The sequence below is a fragment of the Azonexus hydrophilus DSM 23864 genome (genome assembly GCF_000429605.1).
GTDB classification, from domain to species: Bacteria; Pseudomonadota; Gammaproteobacteria; order Burkholderiales; family Rhodocyclaceae; genus Azonexus; species Azonexus hydrophilus.
Genome location: NZ_KE386925.1, coordinates 152956 through 169065, shown reverse-complemented (window position 1 = coordinate 169065; position 16110 = coordinate 152956). Strand labels below are relative to the sequence as shown.

23 protein-coding genes are annotated in these 16110 nt (G+C 63.6%); 12 read left to right on the top strand and 11 right to left on the bottom strand.

Features of this window, described 5'->3' with window-relative positions:
• Positions 1 to 38: 38 nt before the first annotated feature.
• A complete protein-coding gene (gene guaB / locus G471_RS0112110; protein ID WP_028995576.1) occupies positions 39 to 1502 on the bottom strand; it encodes an IMP dehydrogenase in 1464 nt (487 codons plus the stop codon).
• 67 nt (positions 1503 to 1569) lie between these two features.
• On the opposite strand from guaB, the gene G471_RS18410 reads away from it, so the two are divergent.
• Positions 1570 to 2070: a DUF4124 domain-containing protein gene (locus G471_RS18410; protein ID WP_051295463.1), complete on the top strand. Its 501-nt coding sequence runs from the start codon at positions 1570 to 1572 to the stop codon at positions 2068 to 2070.
• A gap of 3 nt (positions 2071 to 2073) precedes the next feature.
• On the opposite strand, the gene G471_RS0112100 is transcribed toward G471_RS18410, so the two are convergent.
• Both G471_RS0112100 and G471_RS0112095 read right to left on the bottom strand, forming a co-directional pair.
• Complete coding sequence (locus tag G471_RS0112100) at positions 2074 to 2394, bottom strand: RnfH family protein (protein WP_028995575.1); 321 nt, start codon at positions 2392 to 2394, stop codon at positions 2074 to 2076.
• Positions 2384 to 2830 carry a type II toxin-antitoxin system RatA family toxin gene (locus tag G471_RS0112095; protein ID WP_028995574.1) on the bottom strand — a complete coding sequence of 149 codons (447 nt, stop codon included), beginning with the start codon at positions 2828 to 2830 and terminating at the stop codon, positions 2384 to 2386. The genes G471_RS0112100 and G471_RS0112095 overlap by 11 nt, the downstream gene beginning before the upstream one ends.
• Before the next feature lie 60 nt (positions 2831 to 2890).
• Here G471_RS0112095 and smpB point away from each other — a divergent pair, with 60 nt between their 5' ends.
• Genes smpB through G471_RS0112080 form a run of 3 tightly spaced genes read left to right on the top strand, consistent with a single transcriptional unit; the run spans position 2891 to position 4637 of the window.
• Positions 2891 to 3340: an SsrA-binding protein SmpB gene (gene smpB, locus G471_RS0112090; RefSeq protein ID WP_028995573.1), complete on the top strand. Its 450-nt coding sequence runs from the start codon at positions 2891 to 2893 to the stop codon at positions 3338 to 3340.
• A gap of 1 nt (position 3341) precedes the next feature.
• Positions 3342 to 3962, top strand: coding sequence for a trimeric intracellular cation channel family protein (locus G471_RS0112085; protein ID WP_211226425.1), 621 nt, complete (start codon positions 3342 to 3344; stop codon positions 3960 to 3962).
• Positions 3963 to 4013: 51 nt separating this feature from the next.
• A complete protein-coding gene (locus G471_RS0112080; protein ID WP_028995571.1) occupies positions 4014 to 4637 on the top strand; it encodes a response regulator in 624 nt (207 codons plus the stop codon).
• On the opposite strand, the gene G471_RS0112075 is transcribed toward G471_RS0112080, so the two are convergent.
• The 5 genes from G471_RS0112075 to G471_RS0112055 all read right to left on the bottom strand — a co-directional run bounded on the left by G471_RS0112075 (position 4630) and on the right by G471_RS0112055 (position 7336).
• On the bottom strand, positions 4630 to 5031 hold the full coding sequence (locus G471_RS0112075) for an Hpt domain-containing protein (RefSeq protein ID WP_028995570.1): 402 nt from the start codon (positions 5029 to 5031) through the stop codon (positions 4630 to 4632). The genes G471_RS0112080 and G471_RS0112075 overlap by 8 nt on opposite strands.
• A gap of 94 nt (positions 5032 to 5125) precedes the next feature.
• Positions 5126 to 5857 (bottom strand): uracil-DNA glycosylase, encoded by a 732-nt coding sequence (locus G471_RS0112070; protein ID WP_028995569.1) that lies wholly within the window; start codon positions 5855 to 5857, stop codon positions 5126 to 5128.
• Positions 5854 to 6321: a ribosomal protein S18-alanine N-acetyltransferase gene (gene rimI / locus G471_RS0112065; protein WP_341743136.1), complete on the bottom strand. Its 468-nt coding sequence runs from the start codon at positions 6319 to 6321 to the stop codon at positions 5854 to 5856. The genes G471_RS0112070 and rimI overlap by 4 nt, the downstream gene beginning before the upstream one ends.
• Positions 6318 to 7004 carry a tRNA (adenosine(37)-N6)-threonylcarbamoyltransferase complex dimerization subunit type 1 TsaB gene (gene tsaB / locus G471_RS0112060; RefSeq protein ID WP_028995567.1) on the bottom strand — a complete coding sequence of 229 codons (687 nt, stop codon included), beginning with the start codon at positions 7002 to 7004 and terminating at the stop codon, positions 6318 to 6320. The genes rimI and tsaB overlap by 4 nt, the downstream gene beginning before the upstream one ends.
• Before the next feature lie 38 nt (positions 7005 to 7042).
• The gene (locus G471_RS0112055) at positions 7043 to 7336 is read right to left on the bottom strand and encodes a hypothetical protein (protein WP_028995566.1); all 294 of its coding nucleotides are present in this window, start codon (positions 7334 to 7336) and stop codon (positions 7043 to 7045) included.
• Positions 7337 to 7497: 161 nt separating this feature from the next.
• Here G471_RS0112055 and ompR point away from each other — a divergent pair, with 161 nt between their 5' ends.
• Entirely contained in the window at positions 7498 to 8226 is a 729-nt protein-coding gene (ompR, locus tag G471_RS0112050; protein WP_028995565.1) for an osmolarity response regulator transcription factor OmpR, read from the top strand.
• Complete coding sequence (locus tag G471_RS0112045; RefSeq protein ID WP_028995564.1) at positions 8226 to 9533, top strand: ATP-binding protein; 1308 nt, start codon at positions 8226 to 8228, stop codon at positions 9531 to 9533. Before ompR ends, G471_RS0112045 begins: the two co-directional genes overlap by 1 nt.
• Here the strand turns inward: G471_RS0112045 and ispF are convergent.
• Together ispF and ispD are read right to left on the bottom strand one after the other, a co-directional pair.
• Positions 9518 to 10009, bottom strand: coding sequence for a 2-C-methyl-D-erythritol 2,4-cyclodiphosphate synthase (gene ispF, locus G471_RS0112040; RefSeq protein WP_028995563.1), 492 nt, complete (start codon positions 10007 to 10009; stop codon positions 9518 to 9520). The genes G471_RS0112045 and ispF overlap by 16 nt on opposite strands.
• Positions 10006 to 10692 carry a 2-C-methyl-D-erythritol 4-phosphate cytidylyltransferase gene (ispD, locus tag G471_RS0112035; RefSeq protein WP_028995562.1) on the bottom strand — a complete coding sequence of 229 codons (687 nt, stop codon included), beginning with the start codon at positions 10690 to 10692 and terminating at the stop codon, positions 10006 to 10008. Before ispD ends, ispF begins: the two co-directional genes overlap by 4 nt.
• A 41-nt stretch (positions 10693 to 10733) precedes the next feature.
• On the opposite strand from ispD, the gene G471_RS0112030 reads away from it, so the two are divergent.
• From G471_RS0112030 to G471_RS0112005, 5 genes are read left to right on the top strand one after another with little or no spacing between them, the layout of a single operon-like run.
• Positions 10734 to 11990, top strand: a complete 1257-nt coding sequence (locus tag G471_RS0112030) for an MgtC/SapB family protein (protein WP_028995561.1) — start codon at positions 10734 to 10736, stop codon at positions 11988 to 11990.
• A gap of 7 nt (positions 11991 to 11997) precedes the next feature.
• Positions 11998 to 12795, top strand: coding sequence for an AmmeMemoRadiSam system protein B (gene amrB / locus G471_RS19350; RefSeq protein ID WP_028995560.1), 798 nt, complete (start codon positions 11998 to 12000; stop codon positions 12793 to 12795).
• Entirely contained in the window at positions 12788 to 13336 is a 549-nt protein-coding gene (amrA, locus tag G471_RS19345; protein ID WP_028995559.1) for an AmmeMemoRadiSam system protein A, read from the top strand. Before amrB ends, amrA begins: the two co-directional genes overlap by 8 nt.
• Positions 13333 to 14424, top strand: coding sequence for an AmmeMemoRadiSam system radical SAM enzyme (gene amrS, locus G471_RS17565; RefSeq protein WP_245580557.1), 1092 nt, complete (start codon positions 13333 to 13335; stop codon positions 14422 to 14424). The genes amrA and amrS overlap by 4 nt, the downstream gene beginning before the upstream one ends.
• On the top strand, positions 14421 to 15041 hold the full coding sequence (locus G471_RS0112005; protein ID WP_028995557.1) for a dienelactone hydrolase family protein: 621 nt from the start codon (positions 14421 to 14423) through the stop codon (positions 15039 to 15041). Before amrS ends, G471_RS0112005 begins: the two co-directional genes overlap by 4 nt.
• Here the strand turns inward: G471_RS0112005 and G471_RS0112000 are convergent.
• The gene (locus tag G471_RS0112000; protein ID WP_028995556.1) at positions 15034 to 15219 is read right to left on the bottom strand and encodes a hypothetical protein; all 186 of its coding nucleotides are present in this window, start codon (positions 15217 to 15219) and stop codon (positions 15034 to 15036) included. The two genes, G471_RS0112005 and G471_RS0112000, sit on opposite strands and share 8 nt — an antisense overlap.
• Positions 15220 to 15316: 97 nt before the next feature.
• Here G471_RS0112000 and G471_RS0111995 point away from each other — a divergent pair, with 97 nt between their 5' ends.
• On the top strand, positions 15317 to 16084 hold the full coding sequence (locus G471_RS0111995; protein ID WP_028995555.1) for a hypothetical protein: 768 nt from the start codon (positions 15317 to 15319) through the stop codon (positions 16082 to 16084).
• Positions 16085 to 16110: the final 26 nt, after the last annotated feature.

Genomic DNA, 16110 nt, shown 5'->3' with positions numbered 1-16110 from the left:
GGCGGCTGAATTAGCCGCCCTTCTGGACACTGGAACGATCAGTCGAGGTGATAGTTCGGCGCTTCCTTGGTGATCTGCACGTCGTGCACGTGCGATTCGCGGATGCCGGCCGAGGTGATCTCGACGAAACAGGCCTTCTCGTGCATGTCGGCGATGGTCGGCGTGCCCAGGTAGCCCATCGAAGAGCGCAGACCGCCCATCAACTGGTGGATCACGGCGAGCACCGAGCCCTTGTACGGGACGCGGCCCTCGATCCCTTCCGGGACGAACTTGTCGACGTTGGCGGTGGCTTCCTGGAAATAGCGGTCACTGGAACCGGCCTGCATCGCGCCGAGCGAACCCATGCCGCGGTAGGACTTGTACGAGCGCCCCTGGAACAGCTCGACCTCGCCCGGGGCTTCCTCGGTGCCGGCGAACAGGCCGCCGAGCATGACGGTATCGGCACCGGCGGCGATCGCCTTGGCGATGTCGCCGGAGTAGCGGATGCCGCCGTCAGCGATCATCGGTACGCCAGTACCCTTGAGCGCTTCGGAAACGTTCTGGATGGCGGTGATCTGCGGCACGCCGACACCGGCGACGATGCGCGTGGTACAGATCGAGCCGGGACCGATGCCGACCTTGACGCCGTCGGCGCCGGCATCGACCAGCGCCAGGGCCGCGTCGGCGGTGGCAATGTTGCCGCCAATGACCTGGATCTGCGGGTAGTTTTTCTTGACCCACTTGACGCGATCAAGCACGCCCTGCGAGTGACCGTGGGCGGTATCGACGACCACCACATCGACGCCGGCTTCGGCCAGCAGTTCGACGCGCTCTTCCGTACCGGCACCGACGCCAACTGCGGCACCGGCGCGAAGGCGGCCGCTGGCATCCTTGTTGGCGAGCGGGTGTTCGGTGGACTTGAGGATGTCCTTGACGGTGATCAGGCCGCGCAGTTCAAAGGCATCATTGACCACCAGCACGCGCTCGAGGCGGTGCGTGCGGATCAGTTCCTTGGCTTCCTCGACGCCGGCGTCCTCGCCGACCGTGACCAGGCGCTTGCGCGGCGTCATGATCGACTTCACCGGCTGGTCGAGATTGGTCTCGAAACGCAGGTCGCGGTTGGTGACGATGCCGACCACCTTGCCCGACTTGTCGAGTACCGGCAGACCGGAAATCTTGTGCTGGCGGGTGATTTCGAGCACGTCACGCACCGTCATGTTCGGTGTCACGGTAATCGGGTCGCGCAGGATGCCCGACTCGAAACGCTTGACCTTGGCCACTTCAGCGGCCTGGGCGCGGGACGAGAGATTCTTGTGAATGATGCCGATGCCGCCTTCCTGGGCCATGGCGATGGCCAGCCGGCCTTCAGTCACGGTATCCATGGCAGCCGACAGCAGCGGCAGGTTCAGGGTGATGTCGCGGGTCAGGCGCGTGGCGAGGCTGACATCGCGGGGGAGAACTTGAGAATGCGCGGGGACGAGCAGGACGTCGTCGAAAGTCAGGGCTTTTTGCAGAAGTCGCATGGCCTTTAATCCAAGGTCACAAAATCGTATTATACAGAAATCCTCTGCAAACCCCGATGACCGGACCATGAAGAAATCGCTGATTGTTGCCCTGGCACTGGTTTCGAGTGTCAGCCTGATGACCGCGCAAGCCCAGACTTACCAGTGGAAGGACGCCAATGGCAAGACGGTGATCTCCGACACGCCGCCACCGACGAGTGTGCGCGACACCCGCGCGCTTGGCGTGCGTCAGCCGAATGCAGTCACCGGCACCACAGAACCTGAAAAGATAGGCAATGGGGAGGCGCCAGCCAAAGCCGCTCCCCAGACGGCAGCCGAACAAGACGTCGAGTTTCGCAAGCGCCAGCAAGAGGCCAGGGAGAAAGCCGAAAAAGCCGAGAAAGAAGCTGCTGCGCTCAAGGAAAAACGAGATACCTGCGAGCGGGCACGCAACAACTACCGCATGCTGCAATCGGATACGCCGGTCAGTCAGGCCGCCAAAGATGGCAGCGTTTCGGTCATGAGCCCGACCCAACGCCGCCAGGAGCTTGAACGCACCCGCCGCATCATGCAGGACGCCTGCAAGTAAATCTCAGGCGTCGGCGTCGCCGGCACCCTTTTTCATGACTTTGCCTTCGGCTGCCCGCTGCTTGCGCACCTCCTTGGGGTCGGCGATCAACGGGCGATAGATTTCCACACGATCGAAGTCGCGCAAGGCCGCGTCGAGTTTGGACAACTTGTTCCAGATGCCGAACTTGTTCTTCGCCAGATCGATTTCCGGATACTTCTCCAGCAGACCGGATGCAGCCACCGCCTGCTGCAGTGCACTGCCGGCGGGCAGGCGCAAACGGACAACCTCCTGCTTGCTGGGCAGCGGGTAACAGACTTCAACGTTGATCATTTCATCCGCCATGCTTGGCTCCATAGACCTGCGCGGCGCGGCGCACAAAGGCATCGACAAAGGTGTTGGCAATATGGCTGAACACCGGACCGATGATCTTCTCGAACAATTTGCTGGAAAACTCGTAATGCAGCCTGAACTCGATCTTGCAGGCATTTTCAGCCAAAGGGCGGAAATGCCAGGCCCCTTCTAGATGTCGGAACGGACCATCGACCAGACGGATTTTCATCAGGGTCGGGAATTCCTTGTCGTTCTCGGTGGTGAAACTCGACTTCACTGCGTGGTAATTGATGTGCAGCGTCGCCACGGTTTTCGTGTCGTCGCGCAATTTGAGCTCGGTGCGACTGCACCACGGCAGAAAAGCCGGATAGTCCTCGCAACGATCCACCAACTCAAACATCTGCTGCGCAGAATGTTCGATCAAGACTGTTTTTTCGACCAGGGCCATGCGGCGGCAGCGTTCCTGTAATCCTGTAGAATCGCGGATTTTAATGGATCGCGTGGCGGCATGAGCATTACGGTCAACAAAAAAGCCTTTCACGATTACTTCGTTGAAGAGAAGTATGAGGCGGGCATGGTCCTTGAGGGTTGGGAAGTCAAGGCGATTCGTGCTGGCCGCATGAACATCAAGGAATCCTACGTCATCATCCGCCATGGCGAGTTGTTCCTGATCGGCATGCACATCAGCCCGCTGTCGACGGCATCGACCCACAACCACCACGACCCGGTACGTACCCGGAAGTTGCTGCTGCACGCGCGCGAGATCGGCAAGCTGATCGGCAAGGTCGAGCGTGCCGGCTACGCGCTGGTCCCGCTCGACCTGCATTTCGTGCGCGGCCGGATCAAGCTCGAAATCGGCCTGGCCAAGGGCAAGAAGCAATACGACAAACGCGCCGACCAGCAGGAAAAGGAAGGCAAGCGTGAAGCTCAGCGGGCAATGAAGGAAAAGCTGCGCTGACATGAGCATGGACGCCCTGCTCTACTGGGTCGGCATGTCCGCCGTGGCAGTCAACGCGCTGACCGGGGTGCTCGACGCCAGCCGCAAGCAGATGGACCTGATTGGCGCATTGCTGGTTGCCGTGGCTACGGCGCTGGGCGGCGGCACGGTCCGCGACCTGCTGCTCGATCGCAACGTTTTCTGGGTTGCCGACCAGGCCTATCTGATGGCTGCCCTGGCCACCGGCATGATCGCTTTTTTCGTGGTCCGCCGCGTCAACGTGCCGCACCAGTTGTTCCAGATTCCCGACGCCATCGGACTGGCCTTGTTCACGATCATCGGCACCCAGATTGCGTTGCAATGGCACGTACCCTGGCTGGCCGCCAGCCTGATGGGCGTGATCACCGGCGTGGTCGGCGGCGTGCTCCGCGACATCCTGTGCAATGACGTCCCCAGCATTTTCCTCAAAGGGGAACTGTATGCAACGGCAGCCTGGGTTGGCGCACTTTCGCTGATTGCCATGCAGGAACTCGGACTGCCGGCGGTCAATGCAGCCTGGGCGGCGATGGGCATCGTCTTTCTGCTACGCCTGCTCTCCCTGCGCTTGGGCATAACCATGCCGGTGCTTGGCGCCCCAAGGTAAAACCCCAGTGGCTGGCACAAGGCGTCGGTTTTGGCATATGCTGTCCGCACGATGAATACCGTGCGAATAGTTTTAGTAGACGACCACTTGCTGGTCCGCGCAGGCATTCGGGCATTGCTCGAATCGCTCCCCGGCTATCAGGTGATTGCCGAATGCGCCGATGGCCGGCAGGCCGTAGACGACATCGAACGCACCCGCCCTGACGTCGTGCTGCTGGACATCGCCATGCCAGGCCTTTCGGGCATTGAAGTGGCTCGCCTGGTTCGCCGCAGCAATTCGGATGTGCGCATCCTGATCCTGTCGAGCATCGATCGGCGGGAGATTGTCGACCAGGCTTTCGAGGCTGGCGCGAACGGCTATCTGCTCAAGGATTTCATTCTCGACGAGTTGCAACAGGCTTTGCTGGCAGTGATGGAGCAACGCCCCTTCCTGTCGTCAAAAATCAACGAGCGAGCCGTTACCGATCCGGGTTCGCCTTGCGAAGGACTCACCCCGCGCCAGACCGAGATCCTGCGTCTGGTCGCCAACGGGCACACCACCAAGGAAATTGCCCGCGATCTCGGCATCAGCCCGAAGACCGTCGAATTTCATCGGGCGAGGCTGATGCAGCGGATCGGCGTCCACGATGTGACCGGACTGACTCGTTTCGCCGTTCAGAACGACCTGCTCAACTAAGGTCGGAAACCGGACTTTCTTCCTGATAGCGCTTCAGCTCATCGTGTACATCGGTGAGCGCGTTGCGCAGCGCAGCACTGCGCGCCAGCCAGTTGATACCTGTCCCATCCTGGCGGTGACAATGCAGGACGTATTCAAGCTCGCGCGCCAGCGCTACGGCACGGTGCGCCGAAAAAAGTACACAGCTGCCGCGGATGTCGTGAACGACATCCTGCATCGCGGAAATATCGTTATCCATTGCCGCTTGTTCAAGCCGGGCAACCAGTTGCGGATGATTTTCAAGGAATAGCTGAACCAAGCGATTGGCAGCTGCCCGATTACGACCAAGATTGACCAACAGGTAATCGAGATTGCAGATTGGCCCGCCGTTGTTTGCGTCGATGGAATTCGACATGGACGAACACCTTCTTCTTCTTTGTGTTGTTCGTCATAGCTTAAAAACAAAGGCATGCCGGGGGAACCGGGTATTACCCTAGGGGCTGTTAATTTTATTGATTTACCCGGTTCAGAAGGCGGCGGGCAAACAGCAGATCTTCCCAGGCCTTGGCCTTGTCCGGCAGATTGCGCAGCAGGTAAGCCGGGTGGTAGGTCACCGCCACAGGGATGCCCTTGTAGTCGAAAGTCTGGCCGCGCATGGCGCCGAGCGCCCGGTCATCGCCCAGCACCGAATGTACGGCCGCCTTGCCGAGCAGCACGATCACCCGCGGTTTGAGCAACTCGATCTGGCGTTCCAGCCAGGGACGGCAGGCTGCCATTTCGGCGGCCTCCGGCGTGCGGTTGTTGGGCGGCCGGCACTTCACGGCATTGGCGATATACACCTTTTCACCGCGAGCCAGATCGATCGCCGCCAGCATGGCATCAAGCAGCTTGCCGGCTTGCCCGACGAAGGGTTCTCCACGCATGTCCTCTTCCGCACCCGGCCCCTCGCCGATGAACAGCCAGTCTGGATTGCGGTCTCCCACCCCGGGAACTACCTGCTTGCGTTGCTGACACAGGCCGCAGTTGCGGCATTCGCGGATCGCCGCGTCCAATGCCGGCCAGTCCATCGTCTCGGTGGCGGCGGTTGATGGCAATGCCTGCTCCGGGGCTTGCTCCACGGCCGGTGCTTCTGCCGCGACCACCGGTAGCGGCTCGGGCGCCGATGCCGGCAGCGCATCCCGCAGCACCCACAGGGGCGAGATGCCCATTTCGACCAGCATCTGTTCCCGGCTCAGGCTCATGCCAGCTCCTTTTCGAAAACCAGCGCATCCTCGCGACCGATGGTGGCCGGATAATATTCCCGACGAACCCCCAGCTGCTGGAAGCCAAAATGGCGATAGAGTTCGACCGCGCGTGCGTTGCTCGGCCTGACTTCAAGGAACATCCGATGCGTACCGGCCATGCGGGCGGCGTCCATGGCATTGCGCAGCAAACGCGCACCGTAGCCCTGCCCCTGATATTTCCCGGCGACGCCGATGTTCAGCAGATGCGCTTCGTCGAGCACGCGCATCACCACCGAAAACCCGATCAGTTCGCCGCCCAGACGCGCCACCCAGGCGCTGTAGCCGGCATGCAGGGAATCGGCAAAATTACCCCGGGTCCAGGGAAAAACCTGTAACGAGGCTTCCAGCGCAGCCACTGCGTCGAGATCGGACTCGGCCATCGGAAAATACTCGACAGTCAGCAAGGGTAGCGGGTGATTCACGCGCGCCCGCCTTCGCTCAAACGTTCGCTGATCGTCTTGGCCACCTTGTCGCGAATGTACAGTGGCGCCGCCAGCGCCGGATCGATGCCCTCGCCGGCCGCAAATTTCAATGCGCCCAGACGGGCCAGCCACGTAGCCTCGGGCAGGATGGCCGGCATCAAGACCCGTCCGGCAGTGCCCAGGCGCTCAGCCAGCGCCGGATAGGCCGTCAGCGCATTGCCGCAGGCCAGCCAGTCGGCGGATGGCAGATCGACATTGTCCGGTGCCGTTACCCGGATCTCGCCTTGCAGAACCATGGCGTCGCCCTGGCGCTGATAGCTGGCGCTGTAAACTTCGCCCATGCGGGCATCGAGCAATGAAAGCACCCGAGCCGCACCCGTGGCAGCAGCCATGGCCTCCAGACTGACCACCGGCAACAGCGGCAAGTCGGCGGCGACTGCCAGTCCCTGAGCGGCACCGCAGGCCACGCGCAAGCCGGTAAAGGCGCCGGGGCCGGTATCGAAAGCAATCGCGTCGAGCTGGCCGATCGCCATACCGCTTTCGGCCAGCAATTCGCGCACCAGCGGCAACAGCGTTTCCGAATGCGAGCGTCCGGGCGGACAAATGCGTTCGATCACCGCACCGTCCTGCCACAAGGCGCAGGAGCCGGATTCGGTGGAGGTTTCCAGGGCGAGTATCTGCATGGGGCGACATTCTACCGGAGAGCCCCAAGGCAGCGGTATCAGTCGTCCTTGCGCGGGCGACGCTTGTCCCGGCGATCGTCGCGGTCGTGCTGCTCGCGCATTTCCTCGCGCAAGCGGCGACGCTCCTCGGGCGGCAAGTCGCGCCAGTTTGCCGGACGCGCATCGTCAGGACGTTGTGGGCCGGTGTTTTCGCGATGCCAGTGCTCTCGCATCTGCTGGCGTATTTCCCGTTTTTCCTCGGGCGGCAACTCGCGCCGCGGCGGCTCGGCCAGCGCCGGCGCGACTGCGGTCGCCATCAGCGAGAGAATCAGGATCAGTGAGCGGGACTTCATGGTGCGGCGTATTCTATCCTTTTCGGAGCGCTCTCATTGTCCATCCGCCTTCGCCATCGCTGCATGGCAAGTTGTAATCGAATGTTTCCCGGCGCGGCTCGTCGATATCCTTTGTTACCATTTACTGCATTCCATTTTCCGCCAGGCGCTATCCTTCGAGCATGAACGAAAACAACCAACACCTCCTGGTCGTCGACGACGACGCCCGCCTGCGTGATCTGCTCACCCGTTATCTCGGCGAACAGGGTTTTGTCGTCAAGGCGGTCGGCGACGGTCAGCAAATGGACAAGGCACGCAGCCGCGAGCATTACCACCTGATCGTCCTTGATTTGATGATGCCGGGCGAAGACGGTTTGTCGATCTGCCGGCGCCTGCGCGGCCAGGGAGACCGCACGCCGATCATCATGCTGACGGCCAAGGGCGACGAAGTGGACCGCATCGTCGGCCTGGAAATGGGCGCCGACGACTATCTGCCCAAGCCCTTCAATCCGCGCGAGTTGCTCGCCCGTGTGCATGCTGTCCTGCGCCGCCAGGGCAACATGCCGCCCGGCGCGCCTGAGGAAACCCTGGAAAGCATCCGCTTCGGCAATCTCGAAGTCGATTTTTCCGCCCGCACGCTGAAACGCGGTGACGAGCTGCTGCCGTTGACCACCGGTGAATTTGCCGTGCTCAAGGTGCTGTTGCAGAATCCCCGCCAGCCGCTGTCGCGCGACAAGTTGATGACCCTGGCCCGGGGCCGTGAGCAAGGCCCCTTTGACCGCGCCATCGACGTCCAGGTCAGCCGCCTGCGCAAGCTGATCGAGAAGGACCCGTCGCAGCCGCGCTACCTGCAGACCGTGTGGGGCTTCGGCTACGTCTTCATGCCTGACGGCGCCGCCAAGGAAAACTGATGCCGCGCTCGCTGCTGGCGCGCACCTTCCTGTTGCTGGCCCTGCTGGTACTGAGCAGCACGGCGGGCTGGCTGGCGCTGTTCAGCCATATCGATGTCGAACCGCGTGCCCGCGAATCCGCCAACATGGCCGCGTCGGCGGTCAATCTGATCCGCGCCTCGCTATTTGCTGCGGCACCGGACAAGCGCCCCGGGCTGTTCGCCGAGTTCTCGTCGCGTGAAGGCATCCGCCTGCTGCCGGCCGAACCCCAGGATCGCATCCTGCCAATGCCGGATTCGCGTTTTCACCAGTTGATGCGCGAAGCAGTCGTCGCCCGGCTCGGGCCGGCGACACGAATCGCCGCCGAGGTTAACGACGAAGCCGGTTTCTGGATCAGTTTCCGACTCGACGAGCGCGACGAGGACGAATTCTGGCTGGTCCTGCCGCGCGAACGGGTCAGCCGGAGTTTTGCCACCCGCTGGCTGAGTTGGGCGGCACTGGCGGTAGCACTGGCGCTGCTGGTGGCCTGGCTGATCGCTTCACGGATTACCCTGCCACTGAAGGCGATGGCCCGTTCGGCGCAGGCCGTTGGCCGCGGCCAGACACCGTCGCCCCTGCCCGAGAATGGGGCCGAGGAAATGCGAGCGCTGGCATCGGCCTTCAACACCATGGCCAGCGACCTCGCCCGCCATGAAAAGGATCGTTCGGAAGTGCTGGCCGGTATTTCGCACGACCTGCGCACCCCGCTGACCCGGCTGCGCCTGGAAGCCGAAATGAGCGTCGCCGACGAGAATGCCCGCCAAGGCATCGTTGCCGATATCGAGCAGATGGAAGCCGTCATCTCGCAATTCATGGACTACGCCCGTACCGAGTCCGGTGAGGCGCCGGAGACGACCGATCTGGCGGCTTTGCTCGCGGCCATCGGCGAGCGTCAGGCCGCCATCGGGCGGCCGTTGGCACTCGACCTTGATGGGATAACGACTGCGCGCATCCGGCCCAAGGCAGTCAGCCGGGCGGTCATCAACTTGATCGACAACGCCTGGAAATATGGTGGCGGTGCCGTCAGCCTGAGGGCTGAGGTGGTCGGACGGGAAGTACACCTGGAAATCGCCGACCGTGGGCCAGGCATTCCGGAAAGCGAGATGGAACGCCTCAAGCGCCCCTTCACCCGCCTGGAAGTCGCGCGTACAGATGTCACCGGCACCGGCCTCGGACTAGCCATCGTCGAGCGCATCGCCCGCCTGCATGGCGGACGACTGGAATTGCTGACCAACCCCGGCGGCGGCCTGGTCGCCCGCCTGGTGTTGGGGGATCAGCCGCGCAGCTGATCCCTTACCACCAGAACCACAGCCTGCGCCTCAATCGCTTCCTCGCGCCCAAGATAACCGAGCTTCTCGTTGGTCTTGCCCTTGATGTTGACGCAGTCAGCGGCGATGCCGAGATCGGCGGCAACATTGGCGACCATGGCCGGCGCGTGCGGTGCCAGCTTGGGCTTCTGGGCGATCAGCGTGGCGTCGACATTGACCGGTTTCCAGCCCTTTTCAGCCAATAGTGCAACAGCAGCGCGCAACAGCACGCGGCTGTCTGCGCCGGCGTAGCGCGGGTCGGTATCGGGAAAATGGCGGCCGATGTCGCCGAGCGCGACAGCCCCGAGCAAGGCGTCGGTGATCGCGTGCAGCAGCGCGTCGGCGTCGGAATGACCGAGCAGCCCGGTCGGATGGTCGATCTCGACGCCGCCAAGGATCAGCTTGCGGCCTTCGACCAGTTTGTGGACGTCGTAGCCCTGCCCGACTCGGATATTCATTTGCGTCCTCTCAGGATCATCGCGGCCAGCGCCAGGTCGGCTGGAAAAGTGACTTTCAGGTTGGTCGAATCGCCGCGTACCAGTTTCGGCTTCAGCCCAAGCGCCTCGATGGCGCCGGCTTCGTCGGTGACAGCATTGTGCTTTTCCAGCGCCTCGACCAGGCGGCCGTAGCGGAACATCTGCGGCGTCTGCGCCTGCCACAGTCCGTCGCGCGGCTCGGTGGCGGTCACGCGTTGCTGATCGTCTGCGCGCTTCAAGGTATCGGCGACCGGCACGGCGAGGATGCCGCCGACCGGGTCGTCGGCCAGTTTGTCGCACAGCGCGTCGAGCATCTGCCGGCTGAGACAGGGGCGCGCCGCGTCGTGTACCAGAATCCAGTCATCGTCGGCCGCCGCCAGCGCTGCCGCCTGCAGGCCGTTACCGACGCTCTCGGCGCGGGTGGCGCCGCCACAGCGTACGGTTTCCAGCTTGGGTCCGAGTTCGGACCAGTCGTAACGCGGCCACCAGGGGTCGTCCGGCGCCAGCACCACCCACACGCGCTCGATGGCGGGATGCGCGGTCAATGCCGCGAGCGTGTGGAAAATCAGCGGCCGACCGAGCAGGTCGAGGTACTGTTTCGGCTTCTCCGCGCCGAAGCGGGAACCGCTGCCGGCAGCGGGAACGATTGCGTAATGTCTGGGCATGGCTTAATTTTAACGAAGAACACGCAAAAGAGAGGAAAGGCATGAGTTTCGTCGCCCCAGAACTGGCCGCCCCGGTCGAAGCTTTCGCCACGGCGCTCGGCATCGGCCTGCTGATCGGCATGGAGCGCGAGCGGCGCCCGGACTCGGCGGCCGGCCTGCGCACTTTCTCGCTGGTCGCCATGCTCGGCTGCCTGTTCGCCATGCTCGGCGAGAAAAGCGGCAGCCCTTGGCTGCTGGCGGTCGGGCTGGTGGTGCTGGCGGCGTCTATGGTCGCCTCCAACTTTTCCACGCAACAGGAAGAACAGTATCGCGGCTTCACCTCGGAGGCGGCGATCATCGTCACCTACGGCCTGGGCGCCGCCGTCTGGCTGGGTTACGCGACGCTGGCGGTGATGCTGGCGATTACCACGACAGTGCTGCTCTACTTCAAGGCCGAACTGAAACAGTTCAGCGAGCGGACGACGCCGAAAGATCTCAATTCCATCCTGCAGTTCGCCGTGCTCTCGCTGGTCATCCTGCCCATCCTGCCCAACCAGAGCTTCGGCCCCTACGACGCGATCAACCCGCGCCAGGTCTGGTGGATGGTGGTGCTGATTTCCGGGCTGGCGCTCGCCGGCTACCTTGCGCTGCGCATCATCGGTGCCCGCCACGGCGCGGCGCTGCTCGGCATTTTCGGCGGTCTGGCCTCGTCGACCGCAACGACCATGATGTTCTCCCGTCACGCCGCCGAACATGGCCATCTGGTACGCATGTCGGCGATCGTCATCCTGATCGCCAACGTCATGGTCATGATCCGGCTCGGCATCATTGCCAGTGTCGTCGCGCACAGCCTGATCGGGCCGATCGCCATCGTCTTCGCCTGCGGCATCGTGCCCGGCGTGATCATGTCGCTGTACGGCTGGAAGATACTCAACGATGCCGGCGAGTTGCCGATGCCGGAAGTGAAGAATCCGACCGAGCTGAAGACCGCCGTCTCCTTCGGCCTGCTCTACGCCGTCGTGCTGCTGGCGGCCGCCTGGCTGCAGGACATCGCCGGCAACAGCGGCCTGTTCATCGTCGCATTGGTGTCCGGCCTGACCGACGCCGACGCCAGCGTGCTGTCCACGCTGCGCATGTTCAACCTGGAACGCGTGCTGCAGGCCGATGCGGTCATCGCCGTGACGCTGGCGCTGGTCGCCAACCTGGTGTTCAAGATCGGTCTGGTCGTCAGCATCGGCGGCAAGACCCTGGCCCGCCACGCCCTGCCCGGCCTGCTCGCCATCGGCGGCGGCATGGGTGTCGGCTTGGCGCTGGTTTGAGGCAGCCATGACGATCCGGGCGCCCGCCGTCGCCGGCATGTTCTACCCGGCCGACCCCGGCCAGTTGCAGGCTACGGTCGATCAACTGCTGGCCGTGGCCCAGACGACGCCCCTGCAGCAACCCAAGGCGCTGATCGTGCCGCATGCCGGCTACGTCTATTCCGGCCCGACCGCGGCCCTTGCCTACGCCACGCTGGCACCATGGCGGACGACAATCCGCCGCGTGATCCTGCTCGGCCCGACGCATCGGGTTGCCGTGCGCGGTCTGGCCTTGCCCGATTGCGAAGCATTCGCCACACCACTGGGCAAGGTGCGCCTGGATACGGCGGCACGCGCGCTGATCGCGCAACTGCCGCAGGTCGGCGTCAGCGCGGCGGCACACGCACAGGAACATTCGCTGGAAGTCCACCTGCCTTTCCTGCAGCGCGCCCTCGACGATTTCACGCTGCTGCCGCTGGCCGTCGGCAACGCCACACCGGAGGCCGTCGCCGAAGTGCTCGAACGCCTGTGGGGCGGCGCGGAAACCCTGATCGTCATCAGTTCCGACCTGTCGCATTTCCTGACTTACGCCGCCGCGCAACAGGTCGACCGCGCCACCTGCAGCCACATCCTCAACCTGGCCACCGACATCCGCCCTGAGCAAGCCTGCGGCGCCTTCCCGGTCAACGGCCTGTTGCTCGCCGCGCAACGGCATGGCCTGCGCCCGAGCTTGCTCGATCTGTGCAATTCCGGCGACACCGCCGGCGACCGCCAGCGCGTCGTCGGCTACGCCGCCTTCGCTTTCCATGAGGACGATCATGGATGAACTCGGCCAAACCCTGCTGCAACTGGCGCGTCGGAGCATAAGCGAAGCACTGGGCCAAGCCGCGCCAGCAACGCCCGACCTGCCGGCATTGCACGAGCCCGGCGCGACCTTCGTCACCCTGACGCAAGCCGGCGAACTGCACGGCTGCATCGGCAGCCTGGAGGCGCACCGACCATTGATCGACGACGTCCAGGCCAACGCCCACGCCGCCGCTTTCCGCGATCCGCGCTTCCCGCCGCTAACCCGCGACGAACTGGCGCGCACTCGGGTCGAGGTCTCCCTGCTGTCCCCGGCCGAACCGCTGTTCGTCACCGACGAAGCCGACGCGCTGGCCCGCTTGCGGCCACAGGTGGACGGCCTGATCCTGGCCGCTGGCGGACGCCGGGCCACCTTCCTGCCGCAAGTCTGGGAACAACTGCCGGAGCCGGCCGTCTTCCTCGCCCGCCTGAAGCAAAAGGCTGGCCTATCGGGGACTTACTGGTCGCCGGAACTCCGGTTATGGCGTTACACGGTGCAAAAATGGCAGGAAAATCCCCGTTGACCGCAACGAAGCTATATCACGCCCGCTGGTGGCACCCCCTGGCCGACGGGCGCATCCAGTGCGACCTGTGCCCGCGCGACTGCCAGTTGCATGAAGGCCAGCGCGGCGCCTGCTTCGTCCGCCAGATGCACGACGGGGCGATGCAACTGACCACCTACGGCCGCTCCTCCGGTTTCTGCATCGATCCGATCGAAAAGAAACCGCTCAATCATTTCCATCCGGGCAGCAGCGTGCTGTCTTTCGGCACCGCCGGCTGCAACCTCGCCTGCAAGTTCTGCCAGAACTGGGACATCTCGCGCTCGAAGGACATGGACCGCCTGATGGACGAAGCCACCCCGGCGATGATCGCCGACGCCGCCAGGCACCACGGCGCCGACGCCGTCGCCTACACCTACAACGACCCGGTGATCTTTGCCGAGTACGCCATCGACACCGCGCTGGCTTGCCGCGAACAGGGCATCCGCAATGTCGCCGTCACTGCCGGCTACATCCATGCCGAACCGGCGCGCGAATTCTTCGCCGTCATGGACGCCGCCAACGTCGACCTCAAGGCCTTCACCGACGACTTCTACCGCAGCTTGTGCGGCGCCCGCCTGCAACCGGTGCTCGATACCCTGAGCTATCTGCACCACGACACCGCTTGCTGGCTGGAGATCACGACGCTGCTGATTCCGGGCCGAAACGACAGCGCCGACGAGATCGCCGCACTGTCCGCCTGGATTGCCCGCGAACTCGGCCCGGACGTGCCGCTGCATTTCACCGCCTTCCACCCCGACTGGAAACTCGGCGACATCCCGCCGACGCCGCCAGCAACACTGACGCAGGCCCGGCGCATCGCCCGCGATGCCGGGCTGAACCATGTCTACACCGGCAATGTCCACGATAAGGAGGGCGGCACGACTTACTGCCCCAGCTGTCACGCCGCCCTGATCGTCCGCGACTGGTACGAAATCCGGCGCTACGACCTCAATCCGCTGGGGCAATGTCCACACTGCCGGAGCCGCCTGGCCGGCCGCTTCGGCAGTCAGCTCGGGCACGACGGCAAGGCTTTCGGCGCCCGGCGCATTCCTGTTCGCCTGGCGCCATGAACCGACACCTGAACATCCAGACCTCGCACGGCACCCTGCTCGGCCATCTGGCCTTGCCGGAGCATCCGCGCAGCCTTGTCCTGCTGCCACGGATACAGCCGTTGGCGGTGGACGATCCGTTCGCGGGCAATCTGTTCAACCGCGGCCATGCCGTACTGACCATGGAAGTGATCAGCGAACGTGAACGCCATTTCGTCGATACGCCCCAGGACGTCTCGCGTCTGGCACGCCGGATAACCGACATCCTCGACCTGATCCGCCGCGATGGCGACATGCAGGAACTGCCGTTGGCGATTCACGCCAGTGGCGATGTCACTCCGGCGGCGATCCGGGTAGCCGCCCTGCGCGACACCCAGGTCAGCACCTTGAGTTGCCATGGTGGTCTGGTCGACCGGGCTGGCCTGCAGGCGCTGGAAATGCTGGTGGCGCCGCTGCTGATACTGATCGATGGCAACGACCCGGCGGCGCTCGCCTCATGGCAAAGAGCGCATCGCCATGTCGCCTGCCCATGCGCAATGCACGTGCTGCAAACCGGAGAGAATCAGGAAGAGCGCGTGTCGGGGTGGTTCGTCGAACACGCAAGGCGTCTGCCGGGGATTCCGGATTCGCTTACTTGACGCCGCTACCGGCCTGTTTCTTGTAGTGGGCAAACTGGGTCGCCCATTCGACGAAGGATATTTCCATCAAGGCGACTTGTCGGCGCTCGGCAGCGCGACGTTCAACCATGTTCCTGCCGGTGCGTTCGCGCCCGACACGACGTTCCAGACCTGCACGTTTTTCTTTGAACAAGGACATCAGAGTGACCCGGATTGAGCGCTTTCAAGGTATGAGGCCGCAATAATATAATGACATCGCCAATTTGCGCATCCCCAACGGTCACTAGGACACGACATTGTTCCGAAAATTCCGCATCCTGATTCTCCTGCTCGTGCTGACCACCGTCGGCCTTGCCGCCTGGCGCGCCACGACCCGTCTCAGCGCCTGGGAACATACCGTCCATGTCGCGCTCTATCCGATCGCCGCCGACAACTCCCCGGCAACCACTGCGTATCTGAACACGCTGGAGAACGAAAGTTTCGCGGATATCGGCCAGTGGATCGCCCAGGAGAGTCAGCGCTACGGCAAGACCGTGCTGCAACCTGTGGTGGTCCGGGTTGCGCCGCCGCTGCGCGAACAACCGCCGCTGCCGGTCGAGCACGGCAGTGCACTCGACAACATGCTGTGGAGCCTGAAGCTGCGCTGGTGGCCCATGAACAACGACGCCATTGCCGGCCCGCAACCGCAGGTCCGCCTGTTCGTGCTCTACCACGACCCCGAGCGCAATGCGCAAGTGCCGCATTCGATCGGTCTGAGCAAGGGCCAACTCGGTTTGATTCACGCCTATGCCAGCCGACGCCAGCACCGCCAGAACAATGTCGTGATCGCCCACGAATTGCTTCACACCTTTGGCGCCACCGACAAATACCACCTGGCGAGTCTGCAGCCCATCCATCCGCACGGTTACGCCGAACCGGATAAAACGCCGCTGCTGCCGCAACGCAGCGCCGAGATCATGGGCGGGCGGATTCCGCTGACTGCCGAGCGCGCCGAAATACCGGCCAGCCTGCTGCACACCCTGATTGGCGAACAGACGGCACGCGAGATCGGGCTGCTCAAATAGCCATCGCCGGCAAGGCGGCCAACGGC

Coding starts and splice junctions, on each gene's coding strand:
- ompR (WP_028995565.1), top strand. CDS start 7,498: ATGAACGAAAACAACCAACACCTCCTGGTCGTCGACGACGACGCCCGC.
- G471_RS0112070 (WP_028995569.1), bottom strand. CDS start 5,857: ATGAGCCTGAGCCGGGAACAGATGCTGGTCGAAATGGGCATCTCGCCC.
- G471_RS0112075 (WP_028995570.1), bottom strand. CDS start 5,031: ATGTCGAATTCCATCGACGCAAACAACGGCGGGCCAATCTGCAATCTC.
- ispD (WP_028995562.1), bottom strand. CDS start 10,692: ATGCCCAGACATTACGCAATCGTTCCCGCTGCCGGCAGCGGTTCCCGC.
- G471_RS0112095 (WP_028995574.1), bottom strand. CDS start 2,830: ATGGCCCTGGTCGAAAAAACAGTCTTGATCGAACATTCTGCGCAGCAG.
- G471_RS0112000 (WP_028995556.1), bottom strand. CDS start 15,219: ATGTCCTTGTTCAAAGAAAAACGTGCAGGTCTGGAACGTCGTGTCGGG.
- G471_RS0112045 (WP_028995564.1), top strand. CDS start 8,226: ATGCCGCGCTCGCTGCTGGCGCGCACCTTCCTGTTGCTGGCCCTGCTG.
- G471_RS0112030 (WP_028995561.1), top strand. CDS start 10,734: ATGAGTTTCGTCGCCCCAGAACTGGCCGCCCCGGTCGAAGCTTTCGCC.
- G471_RS0112100 (WP_028995575.1), bottom strand. CDS start 2,394: ATGGCGGATGAAATGATCAACGTTGAAGTCTGTTACCCGCTGCCCAGC.
- tsaB (WP_028995567.1), bottom strand. CDS start 7,004: ATGCAGATACTCGCCCTGGAAACCTCCACCGAATCCGGCTCCTGCGCC.
- ispF (WP_028995563.1), bottom strand. CDS start 10,009: ATGAATATCCGAGTCGGGCAGGGCTACGACGTCCACAAACTGGTCGAA.
- G471_RS18410 (WP_051295463.1), top strand. CDS start 1,570: ATGAAGAAATCGCTGATTGTTGCCCTGGCACTGGTTTCGAGTGTCAGC.
- amrA (WP_028995559.1), top strand. CDS start 12,788: ATGGATGAACTCGGCCAAACCCTGCTGCAACTGGCGCGTCGGAGCATA.
- smpB (WP_028995573.1), top strand. CDS start 2,891: ATGAGCATTACGGTCAACAAAAAAGCCTTTCACGATTACTTCGTTGAA.
- amrB (WP_028995560.1), top strand. CDS start 11,998: ATGACGATCCGGGCGCCCGCCGTCGCCGGCATGTTCTACCCGGCCGAC.
- guaB (WP_028995576.1), bottom strand. CDS start 1,502: ATGCGACTTCTGCAAAAAGCCCTGACTTTCGACGACGTCCTGCTCGTC.
- G471_RS0112005 (WP_028995557.1), top strand. CDS start 14,421: ATGAACCGACACCTGAACATCCAGACCTCGCACGGCACCCTGCTCGGC.
- G471_RS0112080 (WP_028995571.1), top strand. CDS start 4,014: ATGAATACCGTGCGAATAGTTTTAGTAGACGACCACTTGCTGGTCCGC.
- G471_RS0112055 (WP_028995566.1), bottom strand. CDS start 7,336: ATGAAGTCCCGCTCACTGATCCTGATTCTCTCGCTGATGGCGACCGCA.
- G471_RS0112085 (WP_211226425.1), top strand. CDS start 3,342: ATGAGCATGGACGCCCTGCTCTACTGGGTCGGCATGTCCGCCGTGGCA.